A 19,786-nucleotide genomic window follows, 5' to 3' on the forward strand; every position below is an offset into this window, starting at 1 on the left:
CTCCCCCACCACGGTGGCCAGCCCCTCGGGCAGCGCCTTCGCCCACCCGGCCGCGCCGACGCGGTCGAGCGCCGCGAGCAGTTCGTCGTCGCTGGCGTCCGGGCGGGCCAGGCGCAGGTCGTCGGCGAGTGGACCGGCGAAGACGTGCACGTCCTGGGAGATCAGGACGACTGTCCGGCGGACCGCGGCCGGGCCGAGTTCGTCCAGCCCCACGCCGCCGAGCGCGATCGACCCGCTGGTGGGGTGGTGGATGCCCGCGATGAGCCTGGCCAGGGTCGTCTTGCCCGCGCCGCTGGCGCCGACGAGCGCGACCCGTTCGCCCGGCTCGATGTCGAGGTCGACGTCACGCAGCACCTCGTGACCGGGCCGGTAGGCGTGGCCGATACCGGCGGCTCTGACCGAGGCGTCCACCGGCGCGGCGACCGGCCTGCTGACCGACCCCCTGACCGGCGTGGTGACTGCGGTGGCGGCCGAGACCACGGACGACACGGTGCCCGACGCGTCGGCCGGCGCGGCATTCGACGTGCTGGTCAACACGTTGGCCGGCGCACTGGCTGACACGTTGGCTGGGCGGGTCGGTGCGGTTCCGGCGTCGTCGGGATGTCGGCGACGCCCACCATCCGGGCCAGGCTCGCGGTCGCGGCCTGGGCCTCGTCGACGAGCGCCAGCGCCACGTTGATCGGGTTGAACAGGTTGTGGAAGTACAGTGCCGCCGCGGTCGCCGTGCCGATTGTCACCGATCCGTTGCGTACCAGCAGGAAGCCGACCGTGAGGACGGCGGCGAGACCGATGAACTCGGCGAGGTTCAGCCGGGCGTAGAACCGCGTGATCAGGTGGATTCCCCGCAGGGCCAGGTCGACGGTGGTCCAGGAGCGTCGGGTGACCCGGCCGATGTGTTCGTCGTCGCGGCGGAACGCCCGGACGGTGGCCGCACCGCCGATGGTGTCGAGGAGCTGCTGCTGCTGGGCGCCGGCGGCGATACGTTGCCTGGCGTAGAGGGGAATGCTGCTCCCGGCGTACCAGCGGACCGCCTGGAACTGGACGGGCGCGGCGAACAGGGCCGCGAGCGTGAAACGCCAGTCGAGGACCGCGAGCCCCACCAGGGTGAACCCGATGGTCAGAGCGGCGTGGGCCATCTCCGGCAGCGCTCCGCGGACCGCTTCGGTGATCCGCGTGACATCGTTGGTCACGCGTGAGGTCAGGTCGCCGGTGCCGGCGCGTTCCACCTGTTCCAGCGGCAGGGTGAGCGCGCGCGCCACGAAGCGTTCGCGCAGGACGGCCAGCACGCCTTCGCCGAGCCGGGCGACGAGGGTGACCCCGACAGCGGTCAGCACGCCCTGCGCGGCCGCGACGACCACGAGCAACACGACCGGAGTGATGATCGCGTCGGTCGACCGGCCGTCGGCCACGAGGTCGACGATGTGGCCGAGCAGTGGCGCGGTGAACAGGCCGACCACCGTTGACAGGGCCAGCACACCGAACGCGGCGATGGTCAGCGCCCGCCGCTCACGCAGCAGCCCGCCAACCGCGGCACGGATGCGCGCGCTGGTCGCGGTGGGCAGCAGTTCCCGGCTGTCGTCCGTCCGCGCGGAGACCTCAGGCCTGCTCACGGACGCTTCGGGCCTGGCCGCGGACGCCTCGGGGCTGGTCATCGTCGGTTCTCCCGCGTGGTCATCGTGTCAGAACGAGTACTCAGGGCCACCCATCTGGCCTGCGCGTCAGTTCTCGTGCGGACACTTGTCATCACATGGACACCATCCGCCATATGAACACCGTCCGCCGTGCGGACGCTGCCCACTGTGTGGACACCGCTCGTCCCGTGGACGGCGCTTACCGTGTTGACGGCGTCCGTCCCGCGAACAGCGCCTACCGCATGGGTGGCGTTCTCCATACGGATGGTGACCATCGGATGGACACTGTCCGCAGTGTGGACACTGCTCGCTGTGGGGAAGGTGCTCACCAGGTGGGCACTGTCCGCAATATGGACAGCGCTCACCGTAAGGAAAGCGGTCGTCGTGGGGATAGCGACCGCTGTGTGGACAGCGCTGTTCGTCGTGGGGACGGTGGTCATCAGAAGGACGGTGATCGTCATGTGAGCACGGTTGCCCGGTAGTCCGCGTGGCCGTGGACGAGTTCGCCATGGGTGCCATCGGCGATCACCGTGCCCCCGTCGATGACCACCACGCGGTCGGTCGCCGCGAGCAGTGCCGGGCTCGTCGTGATCAGGATGGTGGTCTGGCCGCGGCGGATGTCGCGTATACCGGCCGCGATCCGCGCCTCGGTGACCGCGTCCACCGCCGTGGTGGGGTCGTGCACGGCCAGCACGGGGGAGTCGACGGCGAGTGCGCGGGCGAGCGCGATACGTTGCCGCTGCCCGCCCGACAGTGACCGTCCACGTTCAGCAAGTATTTCGTCGACACCGTTCGGGAGGCTGCTCGCGACCTCGTCGGCCCCCGCCGCCACCAGCGCCCGTCCAACCACACCTCCGGTACGGGCCTCCACCACGCCACCGGCATCGGCACCGACCGAGATCCCGGCACCGACCGAGATCCCGGCACCGACCGGGCTCCTGGCACCGATGCCGACCGCGGCCGGGCCGTTTCCGGGGCCATGCCCGGTGAGACCACCCCCGACAGCAACAGGCTGACGTCCGGCGGGCTCATCTTCGGCCGGGCCACCGTGGGGTGTGGGCACCACGACGTTCTCGATCAGGGTTCCCTCGAACAGCTCCGCGTCGTGCGCGGCCACCAGGACCGCGGCGCGGACCGCCGCCGGGTACACCTCGGACAGCGGCATCCCGTCGAGTTCGACCGAACCGCTGTCCGGATCCGCCTCGCGTCCCAGACACCGCAGGACGGCGGTGGCCGCCGCCGGATCGGCCACGACAATCCCCAGCAGTTCGCCGGGGGCGGCGGTGAACGTCAGGCCTCGCAGCGGCCCGTAGGTCACGTCCTGGAAGCGGACCTGGCCCCGCACCGACCCGGGAAGGCTCCTCGTCCCGGCTCCGACCGCCGGGGGCGCCGCCAGCACCGAGGCGATGCGGCCGGCGGACGCCCGGCCCTGGGCGAACTCCGCGTTCACCCAGGCGAAGATCGATAGCGGTCCGAGCAGGAACTGGGCGAGCCCGACCGCGGCGATCAGATCACCGATCGAGATGTCGCCCTCGGCCGCGAGCCGGCCCGCGACCAGCGCGACCAGCGCGATGAAGATGCCCGTCAGCGCGAGGACGCCGCCGTCGTGCCAGGCCTTCGCGCTGGCCGCCCGCAGGGTCGCCTGCAGGGAGTCCTGGCTGGTACGCCGGTAGCGGGCGATGGCGGCCGGCTCGGCGCCGATGCCCTTGAGTACCCGCAGCCCGGCGACGAGGTCGGCGGCGACGCCCGAGGCGTGCGCGGCGCGTTCCTGCTCGGTGTCGCTGCGGCGTTCCAGCGGCCGGCCGAGCAGGTGCGTCCCCCACAGCAGGAACGGCGCGCCGAACAGCACCAGCAGACCGAGCGGGACGGAGACCGTGAGCAGCGCGACCGCGCCGACCAACAGGCCGGTGACGGCCGCGATCGACGCGGGCAGCGCCGCGCTCACGATGCCGACCCGCTGGGCGTCCCCCGTGGCGATGCTCACCAGTGCCCCGGACAGGCGACCGGTTTCCGCGCCCGCCCGCGGGTCCAGGACACGGCGGGTGAGCTGGATGCGCAGGTTGTGCGCGGAGCGTTCGGCGGCACGTTCCCCGAACCGCGCGCCGAAGCGGTAGCAGAACGAAAGGCCGGCGAACGTGACCGCGAGGACGGCGAGCCAGCGGAGAATGTCGCCGGTGGATCCGGTCGACACGGCCCGATCGATGATGATCCCGATCAGGACCGGGACCAGGGCCTCCCCGATCTGATGCCCCGCGACCATCACCGAACCCACAGCGATCCGACGCCACTGGCTGATGATCGAGCTGATGAGGACGTCCCGTCCCGACGGCCCGCCAGTATGCACCCGTGTCCTCCGGTCCGTTGCTCGTCGTCCTCCGACTGCGGCCGATCATCCCTTGACGGTGACCGGATGGCTCGTCCGTGCCGTCGCCGCGGCCGTACCGGCCTGGTCAGCCGTACCGGCGTCTGGTCAGCCCAGCGCCAGGGCCGGTGCGTCGGCGGTCACCCCGTCCGCGGCCGACGCGCCGTCGGCGCGATCGTCACCACGGTCATAGACCTGGTCGTCGACCTGGTCGTCAGCATGATCGAGGGCGGAGCGCAGGAGTTCCCCGGCTCGGACGGCGACGTTCGACAGCAGCGTGGAGGAGATGCCGTGCGCGTACTCGGTGGCGCCCGGAACGTAGATGCCGGCCGTGGTCCCCGCCGAGGTGACCAGCCGGTAGTCGCGCCGCACCCGCAGCCGGCCGGTGTCGTCGACGTCGCACACCGCCGCCATACCGCCGAGCAGACGCCACGGGTCGCGGGGACGGTAGCCGGTGGCCAGCACCACCACGTCCACGTCGAGGGTCTGGCGCCGGCCGGTGGGGAGGAACTCGATGGTCGCCCGGACGCCGTCCGGGACGTCATCCAGGTCGATGACCCGGGACGCCCGCACCATGTGCAGCCGCTCGGCGCCGCGCACCTTCTCCTGGTAGAGGCGGCGGTACAGCTCGTCGATGAGGTCGGTGTCGACCACCGAGTAGTTGGCCCCCCGGTGGTAGTCGAGCAGCATCGCCCGGACCTCGTCGGACGCGTGGAAGAAGTCGTCGACCGCGGTCGGGTCGAAGATCTGGTTGGCGAACGAGCTGTCGTCGGCGGGGCTGAAGCCGTAGCGGGCGAACACCGTGTGCACCGCGGCCCGCGGGAAGTTGGAGTGGAGGTATTCGGTCACCTCGGCCGCGCTCTGGCCGGCGCCGACGACGAGGAACCGCTCCCGCGGTGTCGACGGTATGGCGTTGACGCGGTAGAGCAGGTCGTGGTTGTGCCAGACCCGCTCGGTGATCTCGAACCCGTCCGGTGCGCGAGGTTCCAGACCGGCCGCGATGACGACGTTGCGGGCGCGGCGCACCTCGGTCCGCTCGGGGTCCCCGCCGCGCCGGCTCACCACGTCGATGAAGGCGATCTCGCTGCCGTGGGTGACCGGCCGTAGGTCGACGACTTCCGAGTCGTACTCCACGAAATGGTCGAGGCGGCCCGCCGCCCACTCCAGGTAGTCGTGGAACTCGTACCGCAACGGGAACATTGTCTTGTGGTTGATGAAGTCCACCAGCCGGTCCTGGCCGTGCAGGTAGGACACAAAGCTGAAATCGCTCGCCGGGTTGCGCAGGGTGACGAGATCCTTCAGGTAGGACACCTGCATGGTGGCGCCGTCGAGCAGCATTCCCCGATGCCAGCCAAAGCGTTTCTGGCGTTCCAGGAAGGTGACCCGCAGCGCCGCAGAGGGCTCCACCTGGGCGTTGTGCTCCTCGACGGCGATCGCCAGGGCGAGGTTGGAAGGCCCGAACCCGATCCCGATCACGTCGTGGACACCGAGTTCTGTCAGTTCTCCGGCCCGCTCGTGCAGACGTCCTACCACGGCTGCCCTTCCAGTCATGTGACCGCGTCGGCGCTGACCAGACGTACCTCGTCCGAGGACGCTCAGGCGGAGCACCATGTCATGATTATTAGTTAAGTTAGGCTTACCTATACTCGGAATAATTCGTCGGTGTCAAGGTTGTGCATCTCTTCGTGTTCCGTTGCGTACAGCCTGTTGTGTACTCCTTCGCAGCCCGTCCCTGTGACTGACTTCATTAAGTTTGCCTAACCTAACTTACAGTGAATCAGGTAATGCTGTCCGGCGGATCGCGACAACACCGGTCGCGTCCGGAGTCGTGATGCACGGAGAGGGATCGCGATCCGCCCCTGCGCGACGGCGGGCCTCCCGCGTCCCGGCTCTGGAGCCCCCGCGTCGTACGCGGCCGACTCGGCCGCCGCAGAGTCACACTCCGGCCCACCGGAGCCCCGGTGTCGTACTCTTGGTTGGGTCGTCTCCGGGGGCGTAGCTCAATTGGCAGAGCACTGCCTTTGCAAGGCAGGGGTTAGGGGTTCAAGTCCCCTCGTCTCCACCAGGCACTTTGGCTGATCGTCGATCTTCACGGGCTGTCCTCAGTCAGCGGATCGTCAGCAGGGTCGGTCAGGGCTGCCCGAAGCCGATCATGATAGTCCTTCGGTCGGTGGGTGTACCGGTTCAGGGTCGTACTCGCATGCTCGTGTCCGAGCGCGACTTGCACGACGTTGACCGGCACCCCTTCAGAGATCAACCATGTGGCGTAGCAGTGCCGAAGAGCGTGGAAGGTCAGCGACGTCGGTAGCCCCGCCTTCCCCCGGGCCGGTACCCACACGTACCGCCGGAAGTTCGAGCGCCGGAGGGGATGTCCGACCGTGTCCGGGAACACGAGATCATCCGGCGCGGGTGGGACGATCTCACGGTGCCGGCGGAGGTAGGCCACGAGGAGGGGAGGGATCGGCACCGTCCGCCGGCCCGCTTCCGTTTTCGGGTAGGGCTTGACACTGATCTTCCCGGAGACCTCGACCGCGGTTTCGACCACAGTGAGTTCGGCGGCAGTCAGATCAACCCGAGTCCAGCGCAGGCCGACGCACTCCCCCCACCGTAGCCCGGTGTACGCCGCGAGGAGCACCAACGCCCGGTAGCGTTCCGGGAGCTCCGGGAGCAGCTTGCCCGTCAACTCCGCCCGTGTGATCACAGTCTCGGCTGTGGCCCGCTTGCGTCGCGGAGGCAGCCGCACCCCTTCGCAGGGGTTGACCGGGATCAGCCGCGCACGAACCGCCGCCTTCATGATCGAGAACAGGATGCCGTGGCACGACGCCACGGTCTGTGGCGACAGTTTCGCGGCAAGCCGTGTGACCCACGCCTGAACGTCGAGAAAACCAATCTTGTTCAACGGCCACTCTCCCCACTGTGGCAGCAGATGACAACGCAGCCTCGAGACACCGGCCGCCGCCGTGGTCAGTTCCACCTGCCGGCTTTCCTGCCAGCGTCGCGCATGGTCCCGGAACAGCACCTTGCCCGCGGACGGGTCGAGGTAGGTGCCCCGTGCCTTTTCCGTTTCCACCCCGGACAGGAACACGTTCGCGTCCTTTTTGGTGCGGAACGTTTTCGCGCGTTGCCGGCCCGACGGGTCACGCCAGTTCGCGCGCCACGTGCCGGCCGGAGTTTTCACAACATGGCCCATCAGGCAGCCTCTCGCCCGGACAGCCACGCTTCGAACCGCGCCCGGGGGATGATCCAGCGTCGTTCCCCGGCCCGTACCGCGGGAATCTCCCCCGTACGCGCCATGGTGTAGGCAACACCACGGCTCACCCCGAGCAGGGCCGCGACCTCTTCCACCGTGTACGTCAGCCGCACGACCTTGTTATCGGCACTCACGCTGCACACTCCCTTTCCATCGAGGATTCGGACCCGGGACGACGAACGGCTTCCCTTCGCGACCGGGCCTGGTCTGCGGCTTGCAGGGCCAGCCATGTGTCACTGGGGGTTTTGTAACCCGACCCCTGGTAGCGCCAGTCGGTGACGGTGACGACCTGGTCGTCATCCTCGGGTCGGCCCCAGGCATCCAGCGGGATGCGTTCTCCCCCGGTGGGGGTGTGGGTGCGCGCCCAGACCCGCCGTGCGGTTCGCCGTGCGGTGAACGTGGTCGAATACCGCCGGGATTTGCTCAGCCAATGCCCGTTGAACCCGAATTGGTGCGCCCACTTCCGCAGATTCAGATCAGCCAACTCCGGAACCCTGCCCAACCGCCACGCGGCATGCGCCAGTCGGGCGTGATGCGGGGTGAGGAACGGCAGTCGGGCGTGTAGGTCGTCGGTGTCACGGAACCGGCGATCGAGTGCGCCGGAATCCACCACACTTTTCGTGATGTATTTGGCGAGGTAGTTCCCGACCGCGAGCGGAGTAAGGTCCCCGCCCTCGACCCGCACATGCCGGGTGTCGCACTGTTCCCCCCAGCGGGCGTACGTCATCGCCGGGAACGGGTCGACCGGGTCCGGACGGTGCTCCTCGCCGAGGGGGCCCCCGTCGACGAGCGCGGACAGCGCGTCAGCGTCCGTGGGCAGGTCGGCAGCGTGCGGGTCCGGGCAGGGTTGTTCGGCGTGGGTGACCGCCCAGCGCCAGCAGTGCGCGAGCAGCTTCCCCGACGCCCAGGCGGGCGGAGGCGCCCACGTCCCGTCCGGGGTGGTGGCGTCGTCGAGACGCAGCAGCGCGTGATAGTGCACCGCGCCGCGTGCCTGACCTTCCGCGACCTTCACATAGGAGATCCGGACCGCCTGCCGGCACTGCCGTTCGGAGATCCCCTCCATGTGGGCCATCCGCCGGTAGGCCAGGTCCACGGTGCGTTTCCACAGCCGGCCCGCGGTCCGATTCCACACGATCAGACCCGCGTCGTCGTGACAGTCTGGGCACAGCGCCTGCCCGAGCAGCGGGTCACCCTCGGCGTGCACTCGCCAGCAGCCCGAGGCGATCCCGTGTGGGCAGCGTCCCCGGCGTCGCCGGCAGACCTGGGGCGGACCGTGCTTGGCCCGGGAGTGCACCGGCCCGAATGACGGCGCGGTCACTGTGACGAACAGGCCCGGGTGGGTCGCCACCGACTCCGGTACCCCGGCACCGCCGACCATCCCGGCATGGACGATCTGCCAGGCGTCCCCGGCGTACAGGTAGGAGCAGGACGGGCACACCGACGCCCGCCGGTTCCCGCACGGCACCAGGATCACCCCGTCCGGCAGGTCGGTGGTGTCGAACGTCCGGCGGATCTCCCCGGAGGCGGTGTCGATCTGATCAACCCGGCCGGTCAGGCGCACCGGGTTTGTGCAGCCCGCGACCCGGTCCAGTTGGGTGAGGAACGCCGACGCGGAGCCGTCCGCGACCCGGGGAGCCAGCGACCGGAAATAGTCCGAGTCCAGCACCGACATGCGGTGTTCCTCCTTTCACGGGCACGCGGCAGGCAGGGACAATGCAAGCGTGGAATGGTGGGGGAAAGCAGCCAACAAAACCGGTGGGTTCCCGGTGGGATGTCGACGGAAAGCCGGTAGAAAACCGGTGGTGAAAAAGACCGTGGGGCGCTGCCCCACACCCCGGCCCTTCCTCCGAGGAAGGGGTTCGAACATAGGTTCGCCTTGGGTGGTGGGGGTGGTTGGGTGGTGGTTTTCCTCGTCGGACGGGCACCCGGAGGGCTACCGGGGAACCCCCCACCCATGCCGAGCTTGGCAGGGTGGTTGATGATGTCGGTGGGGCATGGGCGGGAGAACCCCCGGTAGAGGCAAGCTTGCCCGCCCGACGAGGAAAACCACCAGCGTCGAACTATGGGACGGTGGAAACCGTGTGGTCACGACATACGAATGCTCAGCAGACATGCAGACACCCCGGACGTCAGCGCACAGGAAAGGTGACGTCTGGCGGTACCTACGCCGAGCCCATACCCGTATCCCGGGTAGCCCGTCCGTGTTGTAGGCCCCCGCGCACGCCCCGGGCACCGCATCCCCGAGAGCCGCCATGAGCCCCGATGAGGACCACCCGTCCGCTTACGTGCGCAACCCCCACCGGCGCAGCTTGGGCGCCAGCGAGGAGCCGGACAGCAGCCATCATAACGGGCCAAGACGTGCGGACGTTCCCGACCACGGACAGGGACCGGGGGCGAGGGCGGAGCGGGCAGCGTCCCCCATCCCCGGCAGCCAGGCAGACGCGAGCACATCCCGTGCGGCCCCGGGCAGCCCATCACTCGTGACGGTGGTAGCTCCGTTCCTTTGCGAGGTAGTAGACGGCGCCGCACTCGTCCACGAAACCGCCGTCCCCGGTGGACTCGCACGGCCATGACACACCAGAGACAGATGAGTTCCCCGTCGCCGCGACCGAAGCGGGAGCGGTGTTCCTTCTGCGCGAACGGAGAGCGGACGCGTGGCGAGTGGACTGCGAGCGGGTACGAGACACGACCAGGCCCCCGTCTCAGGCGACCGTCGACGCGACGGCCGGAACGGTCACACGGCCCGATGTCGGCAGGTTTGACGTCCGCTCCTCATGAGCGATCATCCGTGCGACGCGATCCCGCACCCATTCCACCCACACCGCTTTCCGGCCGGTCGCAGGCGTCCGCTGAAGATTTTCCGCAGCGTCCCGCACCTTACTAATACCGTAAAAGACGATCAGAAAGTCAACCTCTTCACGCAGTGCGGCGAGCATGTCGAGGTCTTCCGGAGTGCACATCGAAAGCATGCTCACCGCCGCAACCATCTCGTCAAACGAGAGCGGGACCATCGCCCGGAGCACGGTCACCGGCGGGTAGTCGATGTCATCGAACGGCATGGAAACCGACCGGTCGATCACAGGTGAGGCATGCGTACGAACCGTCATCGTGTGAACTCCGCTCCACTCGCGTCCCCGCAGGGACACACCAGTTAAGACGCGGAAGGCGACCGCACGGTCAGACGCGGTATGCTCGAAGAGCATCGTCATTGGTGCGTCTGGCCCGTGGTGGGTTGCCTCCCACCCGGGCCTTCTTTATGTCCGAAGTCCCGGGCTCTTGTCTCCGCTGAGACGGGTTGCCTCCCGCCTCGGCACCACTCAACGGTACCAGATGCCTTAAGGCATGTCTAGACGTGCCCTAGGGCATGTTCAAGATCTTTGCGATGGCTGGCGGATATGCTCTAGGGCATGTCCGCGCCAAGCCGCCCGCCGTATACCCGGATCGCGGCATCGCTGCGAGACAAGATCGAAGCGGGGGAGTACCCGCCGGGTAGCCGGCTTCCCCCACACCGCGAACTTGCCCGGACGTTCAATGCCGCTCAGGAGACGATCCGTCGCGCGATCGCTCAACTTCAGGCGGAAGGGCTTGTTGAGACCCGAGGCCAGCACGGAACCTTCGTCCAGACCCGGCCATCGGTCCGACGCATCACCACCGACTTCTACCGGCGACGCCCGCCGGGCTCTACGGAGTCGACGTCGCCATTCGCCCGATCCGCCGCAGCATCGGGCGGACGAGCGTCCTGGGATCACCAGACGACGCGTGAGACGGCAGACGAGCAAGTTGCCGAACGGCTCGCCATCCAGCCCGGTGAACCCGTGATCGTGACGCGGTACCTCTACCGCTACGACGGAACCCCGATTCAAACGGCCGTCTCATGGGAGCCCGCAGCCCTCACGGCAGGCACGCCGATCGAGCTTCCCGAGGAAGGCGCAGCAATCGGCGTTGTGGCCCGTTTTGACCTGATTGGCCAGCGGATCGACTCGGTGGAAGAAGAGATCGTTTCGCGGCTACCGACGGCCGACGAAGGCAAGGCGCTCGAACTACCACCGGGTGTCTCCGTCCTTGCGATGAAGCGCACCTACCGCGTGGGCGACAAGCCGGTTGAGACCGCAGACATCGTCATGGCCGGTCATCGATCCATACTCTCCTACCGGCTTGCGGTGACCTGAGGCGAAGCCGGAAGGACGCTCCAGGGCGGTTGTGGGGGTGGCTGGGGAAGCGGGCCGGAGCTTCCCCAACGGGCGTTTCCGCAGGTGAGCCAGGGGAAGCAGGGCAGGGAAGCAGGTAGGGGAACTTCCCCGAGGTCCGGCCGCTTCCCCGCACACTTCCCCATTGATCCCCTTCACGATGCGTTACTATTTGTAACTATCTGGTCGGGTTTCGGTATCGGGATGGGTTGTGCCAACTTTCCTTACTTGTTCAAGGGCGACCCTTCGGGCCGCCAGGCGCACCCCCGACGCACACGACACGCAGCGCGCGGGTGCCCGGTCGCTTCCGCCGCGCATCACGGGGCCCCGCCTCCCTCCGGTCGGCACCCCGTGGCGCGTCGGGCGCCCACCCGCGCGGCGCGTCGGAACGCCGGAGCCGCGCCCAGGAGTCAGCGAATCGTCAGCAAGAGCGTCAACGCCCAATGTCAGCCGACAGCACCGAGCCACGCGGTAGGAGTACCCCGACGCACCCAAAAGCATCAAAAACGGTCGTATAGCTCAGAAGCGCATTATTTGCAAGGCAGGGGTTAGGGGTTCAAGTCCCCTCGTCTCCACCCAGCAGTACCAGGCGGTTTGCCGGTGAGCTCCCGTCAGCGCGGGGCGGGCCAAGGCCCCGCGCGAACGAATCCGCGAACGTGGCTTATGCGGACTTGGCCTGCGGCCCTTCTTCCTCCGTCTCATCGGCTGTGTCGGGCGGCTCAGGGGCGGCCTGGTCAGCGGGTGGTTCGGGTGTGCCGAGGATCGCGTTCGCGATCTGGCCGGCGGTCTCCTTGTCCATGCCCGGGATCACGTGTAATGGTGACGCTGATCTGCGAGTGGCCGAGAATCTCCATCACGACCCGGGGGTGCTGTCCCTCATCGACGCCCTGTGCTACCGGCCGCCCTACGAACAGACCCGCGACCACCGACGGCCCGGTAGCGACGCCGACCCGGCCGGGGATCCCAGCCCGGTTCTCGCCGACCGTTACATCTGCCCGGACCCCTCCCACGACTACGTGTGGTACCGGCCGGAAGTCGGCACCCCCGTCCCCGAATGCTCGAGGCCATCACGGCCCGCTGGTTCGAGGCTGAGGTGCTCGCCGCGTTCTGGCAGGCCGTCGGTGGCAAACTCGCCGACCGGTCCACCCGCTGGTGCGGCTGCGGACCCTGCCGCGCAACCGCGTCCATGCGGTACTCGCTGATTATGGGTACATCCGGGCGGGGAGATGCTGGAGTGCGCCGGGTCGGGAGTGGCTGGTCGGACTGCCGCTACCGGCGGCCTCCCGCCATGTCTGTTGCGTTCAGCGGAGCCAGGACATGGCAAGCCCAGCCAAACCGCTGATCAGACCGCCGGCGCGAGCTCGGTAAACGCAGCCGACACTCGCAGCCGCGGTTCGGCGTCGACGGCGAGTTCGTAGTGGCCCGGCGGATGTTCCGCCACGTTCGCCTGCCCGGAACCGACAGTCTATGCGGAGCGGTGTTTGTTGCGGTCGGCTATCTGGTGGTGGCCAATCGTAGACTTCCCTGATTCCTTGACTATACGGCTTGACTATATGGAGAGCGAGGTCGCGTCCCGGCACTGTTCGATCCGGGTGGAGGCTACCCGCCTGATCGCTGGCGACCCGTAATGACTAGTCTCGCGGCGTGGCTACCGTTTGGAGAAGACAACCGGTATTCGTCGCACAGTCCGGCAGGCGGGCACGGCGGGTCCGGCGTGTCGGGTGGGTGCTGGGAGCCGTGATGCTCGGCTACCTCGGTTTGATGGCGGCGGGTCTGTCGGGTGTAGCCACGGTTCCCGGCGTGACGTTGCCGCCGTTGTTCGGCTCCTCCGACCGGCCGGCTCCCACACCCTCCCCGAACTCTGGTTCCGACGCCGGCCTGGACGCCGCTGCCAGGGGCATGCCACGCGCACAGGCGTCGGTCGCGGCGCCGGTGCGACCGGTGACCACTCCCGATCCGTCCGGCCTCTCCGGCCCGCCCGGGATATCGGCTGCCTCAGCGAGCGGCGTGTCGGGACTGCTCCCGGCGGCCACTGTCGTTGCGGTGTCCTCCACGCCGCCGCGGGCTGTCGCCTCCCCCAAAGGCCAGGGCCAGGGCAGGCCGACCGCGCAGGGAAGGCCGACGTCCAAGCCGAGCCCGTCGAAGCCGTGAGGCATCGGCGTGACGCGCACCGGACCCCCCGGGCGCACTGGCTGCTGCTCGCGCTGTTCATCGGCACATTGGCGAGCATGCTCGGGATTCAGGGATTCGCCCGGCACGGAACCGGTCCGGCCCGTACCCCCGCTCCCGACGGCCCTGTCGAGGAGACGGCGGTGAGCCCGGGGGACGGACTGGGCGGGCCGGTCCTCGACCTGTCCGGCCCGGCCCCCCAGGGGCGTGGCCTGCCTGCCCGAACGGTCGCGCTGACGTTCGACGACGGACCCGACCCGCGATGGACACCTGCCATCCTCGACGTGCTGCGTCGTCACCGGGCGCAGGCCACCTTCTTCGTCGTCGGCTCCCGCGTCTTAGAACACCCTGAGCTGGTCCGGCGTATCCGGCAGGACGGTCATCAGCTCGGTATCCACACCTTCAGCCACTGTGACCTCACGGCTGTGCCCACCTGGCGCCGCCGGATCGAGGTCTCCCTGTCGCAGTCCGCGCTGGCCGCCGCGACCGGCGCGACGTCCAGTCTGCTGCGACCGCCCTACTCGTCCACCCCGGCCGCGCTCACCGCCCCCGCTTACACCACCTACCGTGAACTTGCCTCGCAGGGCTACCTCACCGTCCTCGCCGACATCGACTCCCGCGACTGGACCCGTCCCGGAGCTGACGCGATCGTGCGGGCGGCCACCCCCGCGGGCACGGACGGTGCGGTCGTCCTGTTCCACGACAGCGGCGGCGACCGGAGCCAGACCGTTGCGGCCGTGGACCAGCTACTGGACGTACTGGACGCGCGAGGCTACCGCCTCGTCACACTTTCAGATGGACTACGGCTACCGTCCGACGTCACCACTCACCCCGCCGACACCGCCACCAGGCTGCGCGGCCAGGCGCTGCTGGCCACCTACCGGATCTCCAGCACGCTGACCTGGACGCTGACCGCCTTCCTCGTCCCGCTCACCGTGCTCACTCTCCTGCGTGCCGTGGTCGTCACGGTGATCGCCCGCCGGCACTGGCGGCTCGCCGACCGGCGGCACAAGGTCGCCGACCGGCGCCGCCGTTCGTCCGCGGGATTCCGTCCGCCGGTCAGTGTGATCATTCCTGCCTACAACGAGGCGGTCGGCATCGCCGACACCGTCCGCTCGATGGTCGCCAACGACTACCTCGATCTTGAGGTGATCGTGGTCGACGACGGCTCCACCGATGGCACCGCCGACATCGTCGAACAGCTCGGACTGCCCGAGGTGGTGGTCGTTCGGCAGGCCAACCAGGGCAAACCGGCCGCTCTCAACCACGGCATCGCCGTTGCCTCCGCCGATGTGCTCGTCCTCGTCGACGGGGACACCGTCTTCGAGCCGGACACGGTCCGCCACGCCGTCCAGCCGCTGTGCGACCCGGCCATCGGCGCCGTCGCCGGCAACACCAAGGTCGGTAACCGGCAGGGGCTGCTCGGCCGCTGGCAGCACATCGAATACGTGCAGGGCTTCAACCTTGATCGTCGGATGTACGACATGCTCCAGTGCATGCCGACCGTGCCGGGGGCGATCGGTGCGTTCCGCCGTGAGGCGTTGGAATCGGTCGGAGGCGTCTCGGAGGACACTCTCGCCGAGGACACCGATCTGACCATGGCGCTGTGCCGCGCCGGCTGGCGGGTCGTCTACGCCGAGCAGGCCCGGGCCTGGACCGAGGCGCCGGCCACCCTCAGCGCTCTGTGGCGGCAGCGGTACCGCTGGTCTTACGGCACGATGCAGGCGATGTGGAAGCATCGGCATGCCGTGGTCGAGCGTGGCGCTGCCGGCCGGTTCGGCCGCCGCGCACTGCCCTATCTGCCGATGTTCCAGGTCCTGCTGCCGATGCTCGCTCCCGTCATCGACCTGATGGCCCTTTACGGTCTGCTGTTCGCTGACGGTGGCCTCGTCCTGACCTCCTACGCCGGCTTCCTCGCCGTCCAGTTCGTCACCACCGCCTACGCCTTCCACCTCGACCGGGAACGGTTCGGCCCCCTGTGGACCCTGCCGCTCCAGCAGATCGTCTACCGCCAGGTGATGTACCTGGTGGTCATCCAGTCCGTGGTCAGCGCCGTGCTCGGCAGTCGGCTGCGCTGGCACAAACTCGCCCGCACCGGCAGCGCCGGCTCCGCGCTGGAAACCAGCACCCCCGTAGGACCAGCCTGATAACGGATCACCATTCTTCGCTACCGGCTGAGCGCTGCTCGGGACTGCCTCTTTCGGTGTCCGCGCTCTCGGAGATCTGTTCCAAGAGCGCGCGCTTTTCCCATGATGTCCAGCGCGGTCTCCGTGGTCACGAGACGTGCTTTTAGCCGCTCGTTCTCCCGCCGCAGCTTCTCCACCTCGATCTGCTCCGCCGACTTCACCGGCTTCTTCTCCGGACCACCGGCCCCAGCACCCGGCTTTCCTCCCAACGCTCCCGCGTCACGGGCCCGGGTCCACTCCACTACATGCGAGGAGAACAAACCCTCCCGGCGCAGGATCGCTCCTTTCTCTCCGTGCGGGGCGTTCTCGTACTCGGCGACGATCCGCAGCTTGTACGCCGTGCTGAACACCCGCCGCGACGGACGGGGTGCCGGGTCACGCGGCGGTGAGGACCGGCCGGGACGCTCCTGGGACTCTGACTCCACGAACACGAGGATCTCCGATCACACCCCCTGTAGCCAACCCGCACCCAGCGGATGTCTCACCCGAGACTGACACAGAGGGATGTGCCTATTCTCTACAGGTCGATTTCCACGTCGCCGGCCGCCGCCGACACGCAGGTCTGGACGAGTTCGCCTTCGTCGCCGTGCTCCAGGCCGGTGCGCAGGTCCCGGACGCGGCCAGCGGTGAGTCGGACCACGCAGCTGCGGCAGATTCCCATGCGGCAGCCGCTGGGCATGAGGACGCCGGCGTTCTCACCGACGACCAGCAGCGGTGTGTCGCCGTCAGCGTTTGCCTCCCGCCCGCTCCTGACGAACCGGACCCGGCCGCCGACACCACCACGGCGGACCGCCGGCTGGAAACGCTCCACCCGCAGGCGGTCCGCGAGCCCGGCCCGCTGCCAGGACGCCTCGGCGTCATCCAGCAGGCCGGTCGGCCCACAGGCCCAGGCCCACCGTTCGGTCCAGTCGGGGCAGATCACGGGCAGTGCCGCAACGGTGAGACGGCCGGTGTACCGGCCGTCGTCTGTACGCGTCCGGGTGTGGTGTTCGTGCAGACGCAGCTTTGGCAGCCGCGCCGCCAACCCGCGTAGCTCGGCGCCGAATATGACGTCCCGCGGGGTCGGCGCCGAATGCACGAGGACCAGGTCCGGTAGTTGGCCGCGTCGCACAAGGCCACGCAGCATCGACATCACGGGTGTGATTCCGCTGCCAGCAGTCAGGAAAAGTAGCCGCGGCGGGGGTGCCGGCGGCAGCACGAACTCACCCCGAGGACCTTCCAGGCGGACAACCGTACCCGCCGTGACACGATGGACAAGATAACGCGAGACCAGGCCGTCAGGGGTGGCCTTCACGGTAACCGAAATGCGGCCGTCCTGGCGTTCCGGCGGTGAGGACAGCGAATATGTACGCCAGTACCGGACACCGTCGACATCGACACCGAGCCGGACGTGCTGGCCGGCCTGGTGCTCGGTCCAGCCCAGGCCCGGACGAATCACGAGCGTTGCCGCGTCGACGGTCTCCGGCTGGACGGTCTCGATCCTGCCCCACATCTGCCGGCGTGACCAGAGCGGGTTGACCAGCTCGAGGTAGTTGTCGGGTAGAAGGGGAGTCGTCAGCGACTCCGCCGCGTTTGAAACGACCTTCCGGATGCCTGGCCCGAACCTTCTCGCGGCATAGCCGACAGCCAGTTTGCCGTCGATACGAAAAACTGGATCCGTCGACAGAACGACCTTTTTCACTGTTACATCCCACTCGGCGGTACGCATGTTCCGTGAAGCTCGGGTTTCTGTTCGCGAACCCTACACCGAAAAACCGCGATCAGCATGATCGAAAATCGCGTCGTATGATCTTTCTGCGGATGTCTTCGGAGGCATGGAGCGGACAGTTCAAGAAACAATGCCAGAAACGTCGGAGCAGGCTCTCGTCGCCCTTTCATGTACTTCTGGTGTGGAGCGGATGCACCGGATGCACCGGATGGGCCCGGCGGGTCGGCAGGCGAACGGAGATACTCGTCTCGGTCTCGTCACCAAACGTGACATGATGACGGCTCGACCGTCCTGGTCCGTGTTCCGGTGTTCAGGACGGGCGACGACAGGCCGCCGGACACGGCCGCTTGTCCGGCGCGGTCTCGCCTCTGCGATCGGTGGTGGGATCGCTGAAGCCGTGGCTGTGACCGGGTGACAACGGGCAGGATGGCCTCGAAGCGCCTGGAAACCGAGGGGAGACACCAGCGGTGGTTACGGTACGGGTCGTACGGGTCTTCACCGACCAGGCAGGCAACCACGGCAACCCTCTCGGCGTCGTCGAGGATGCCGCCAGCGTCGTCCCCGACCCGGCGCACCGTCAGGAGATCGCCGCCCGTCTCGGCTACAGCGAGACCGTCTTCATCGACGACGCCGCCACCTCCGCGATCAGCATCTACACCCCCCGCGCGAGGCTTCCCTTCGCCGGACATCCCGCCGTCGGCGCCGCCTGGACACTCGGCCGTGTCCACGGCACCCCGCGGGAGGTGCTGCGGACCGAAGGAGGAGACGTCCGCACCTGGACGGACGATGGCGTCGTATGGGTGCGGGCCTCCCTGGCCAGCACCCCTCCGTGGTGGCACGAACGTCTCGACGACCCCAAACAGGTCGACGATCTCACCGGCCCGTTGGACCCCAGCCAGGACCTCACCCAACTGTGGGCGTGGGAGGACGAGGACGCCGGCATCATCCGGGTGCGGACCTTCGCCGACCGGGTCGGCATCCCCGAGGACGAAGCCTGTGGTTCCGGCGCCATGCGCCTGGCCGCCGGCCTCGGCCGGGCCCTGACCCTCCACCACGGCGGAGGCTCCGTCATCCACGCCCGCCCGGGCCCTCCCGGCCACGCCGACATCGGCGGAACCGTCACCGAGGACGCCCCCCGCATCCTCTGACCGACCCGGCGCGAGCAGACGCGAACCCGATCCGGCCCTGAGAGATCGGCCCTGGTCAGATGGCTCGGCGCGGACGCCGTCCAGGCGCGGAAGTCGGTCACGAGCCCTTCTGCCGCTTCCTCTCGACGACCGGCCACCCGTCGTGTGCGGCCTCCGCTGAAAGCTCGCTGGACAACGCTCGCCTTACAGGCGAGTGGGCGCAGGCTCGATCCCTGTCGAGATGTTCGATCCCTGCCGGAGTCGCCCGCGAAGAGCGGTCCTGGCTCGTCAACCGTCCTTGACGGTGATGCCGAGCGCCCGGGCGAGCAGCGGCGCAAGGTCCAGTAGCTGGACGGTGTCGATGGTGGCGCCTTTCAGCGCGTCGATCCCCTCGGCGATCCCGAGAGCCGCGCCGCGCAGGTCAACCTCGTTCAGACGGGCCTTGTCCAGCCGCACCCCGTCCAGCGTCGAGCCGGGGAACGTCACGCCTGCCAGCGTCGCACCGCCGAAGTCGACGTCCCGCAGCAGGCAGTTCACGAACTGCACCTCCCGCAGAGCGGCGGTACGCCAGTTCACCGAGTCGAACTTGCAGCTGAAGAAGGTCACCCGACGCAGTTGCGCGCCGAACGCCTCCACACCCGCCAGGGCACCGGAGACGATCTCTGTGTCCAGCCAGTTCGTCTCCGCCAGATCGGTGCCCACCCAGCGCACAGTGTGGAACCACACGCCGTTGAACCGGGCGCGCCGCATCCGACCGCCGTTGAACGTCACCGAGGAGAACGCGGACTCGGTGAACCGCGCGTTGCTGGCGTCGACGTCATCGAAGGTGCCCCCGTCCGCATGGACGGTCTCATAGACGCTCTCCCGCTCCAGCCCACCACCCAGCGGCTCCAGATAGCCCACATACGGCAGATCAGCAAGCTCCCGGGCTACCGTGGACGCAGAGAACCTCACACCTACCGAGTATGCCCACCCCCCACCACCAGCCGACCGTCTCGCACCCCTGCCGGAGGCTGGCCGCCGGCTATATCTCGCGGGCGATCCGGGTGAGTGCGGCCACGGTGGCCTTCGGGGGCGCGCTGGCTATGGCCAACTGGGACATGACCTGTAGTGGAGGGTTCCCACTTTCGTGGACAGTCCTAACTATGCAGCACGAAGTGTTTGTC

The 19,786-nt window shown here is 68.5% G+C and carries 12 protein-coding genes, 1 tRNA gene and 1 pseudogene; 4 read left to right on the forward strand and 10 right to left on the reverse strand.

Annotated features, from left to right (window positions below):
* From CM1CMNOD_RS22655 to CM1CMNOD_RS00100, 3 genes and pseudogenes are all read right to left on the reverse strand, one after another.
* Positions 1-1,652, reverse strand: a pseudogene (locus CM1CMNOD_RS22655) (ABC transporter ATP-binding protein); the annotation flags it as partial.
* Positions 1,653-2,088: 436 nt separating this feature from the next.
* The gene (locus CM1CMNOD_RS00095) at positions 2,089-3,975 is read right to left on the reverse strand and encodes an ABC transporter ATP-binding protein (RefSeq protein WP_013871631.1); all 1,887 of its coding nucleotides are present in this window, start codon (positions 3,973-3,975) and stop codon (positions 2,089-2,091) included.
* 126 nt (positions 3,976-4,101) lie between these two features.
* Positions 4,102-5,526 (reverse strand): lysine N(6)-hydroxylase/L-ornithine N(5)-oxygenase family protein, encoded by a 1,425-nt coding sequence (locus tag CM1CMNOD_RS00100; RefSeq protein ID WP_013871632.1) that lies wholly within the window; start codon positions 5,524-5,526, stop codon positions 4,102-4,104.
* A gap of 456 nt (positions 5,527-5,982) precedes the next feature.
* On the opposite strand from CM1CMNOD_RS00100, the gene CM1CMNOD_RS00105 reads away from it, so the two are divergent.
* Positions 5,983-6,058, forward strand: a tRNA-Ala gene (locus tag CM1CMNOD_RS00105).
* A gap of 24 nt (positions 6,059-6,082) precedes the next feature.
* Here the strand turns inward: CM1CMNOD_RS00105 and CM1CMNOD_RS00110 are convergent.
* The 4 genes from CM1CMNOD_RS00110 to CM1CMNOD_RS00125 form a co-directional block, all read right to left on the reverse strand.
* Positions 6,083-7,183: a tyrosine-type recombinase/integrase gene (locus CM1CMNOD_RS00110; RefSeq protein WP_013871633.1), complete on the reverse strand. Its 1,101-nt coding sequence runs from the start codon at positions 7,181-7,183 to the stop codon at positions 6,083-6,085.
* Positions 7,183-7,377, reverse strand: coding sequence for a helix-turn-helix domain-containing protein (locus tag CM1CMNOD_RS00115; protein ID WP_013871634.1), 195 nt, complete (start codon positions 7,375-7,377; stop codon positions 7,183-7,185). The genes CM1CMNOD_RS00110 and CM1CMNOD_RS00115 overlap by 1 nt, the downstream gene beginning before the upstream one ends.
* Positions 7,374-8,915, reverse strand: a complete 1,542-nt coding sequence (locus CM1CMNOD_RS00120) for a replication initiator (protein ID WP_013871635.1) — start codon at positions 8,913-8,915, stop codon at positions 7,374-7,376. The genes CM1CMNOD_RS00115 and CM1CMNOD_RS00120 overlap by 4 nt, the downstream gene beginning before the upstream one ends.
* A 1,030-nt stretch (positions 8,916-9,945) precedes the next feature.
* Positions 9,946-10,350, reverse strand: coding sequence for a hypothetical protein (locus tag CM1CMNOD_RS00125; RefSeq protein ID WP_131771964.1), 405 nt, complete (start codon positions 10,348-10,350; stop codon positions 9,946-9,948).
* 300 nt (positions 10,351-10,650) lie between these two features.
* On the opposite strand from CM1CMNOD_RS00125, the gene CM1CMNOD_RS00130 reads away from it, so the two are divergent.
* Together CM1CMNOD_RS00130 and CM1CMNOD_RS00145 are read left to right on the forward strand one after the other, a co-directional pair.
* Positions 10,651-11,412 carry a GntR family transcriptional regulator gene (locus CM1CMNOD_RS00130; protein WP_013871637.1) on the forward strand — a complete coding sequence of 254 codons (762 nt, stop codon included), beginning with the start codon at positions 10,651-10,653 and terminating at the stop codon, positions 11,410-11,412.
* 2,165 nt (positions 11,413-13,577) lie between these two features.
* Entirely contained in the window at positions 13,578-15,746 is a 2,169-nt protein-coding gene (locus CM1CMNOD_RS00145) for a bifunctional polysaccharide deacetylase/glycosyltransferase family 2 protein (RefSeq protein WP_013871639.1), read from the forward strand.
* A 20-nt stretch (positions 15,747-15,766) separates the two neighbouring features.
* Here the strand turns inward: CM1CMNOD_RS00145 and CM1CMNOD_RS00150 are convergent, their stop codons facing one another.
* Together CM1CMNOD_RS00150 and CM1CMNOD_RS00155 are read right to left on the reverse strand one after the other, a co-directional pair.
* A complete protein-coding gene (locus tag CM1CMNOD_RS00150; protein ID WP_013871640.1) occupies positions 15,767-16,216 on the reverse strand; it encodes a hypothetical protein in 450 nt (149 codons plus the stop codon).
* 86 nt (positions 16,217-16,302) lie between these two features.
* On the reverse strand, positions 16,303-17,493 hold the full coding sequence (locus CM1CMNOD_RS00155) for a ferredoxin reductase (protein ID WP_013871641.1): 1,191 nt from the start codon (positions 17,491-17,493) through the stop codon (positions 16,303-16,305).
* A 467-nt stretch (positions 17,494-17,960) separates the two neighbouring features.
* Here CM1CMNOD_RS00155 and CM1CMNOD_RS00160 point away from each other — a divergent pair, with 467 nt between their 5' ends.
* Entirely contained in the window at positions 17,961-18,641 is a 681-nt protein-coding gene (locus CM1CMNOD_RS00160; RefSeq protein WP_013871642.1) for a PhzF family phenazine biosynthesis protein, read from the forward strand.
* A gap of 267 nt (positions 18,642-18,908) precedes the next feature.
* Here the strand turns inward: CM1CMNOD_RS00160 and CM1CMNOD_RS00165 are convergent, their stop codons facing one another.
* On the reverse strand, positions 18,909-19,574 hold the full coding sequence (locus CM1CMNOD_RS00165) for a pentapeptide repeat-containing protein (RefSeq protein WP_013871643.1): 666 nt from the start codon (positions 19,572-19,574) through the stop codon (positions 18,909-18,911).
* Positions 19,575-19,786 lie beyond the last annotated feature (212 nt).

Origin of the sequence: Protofrankia symbiont of Coriaria myrtifolia (genome assembly GCF_900634755.1) — a bacterium.
Lineage (GTDB): Bacteria > Actinomycetota > Actinomycetes > Frankiales > Frankiaceae > Protofrankia > Protofrankia coriariae.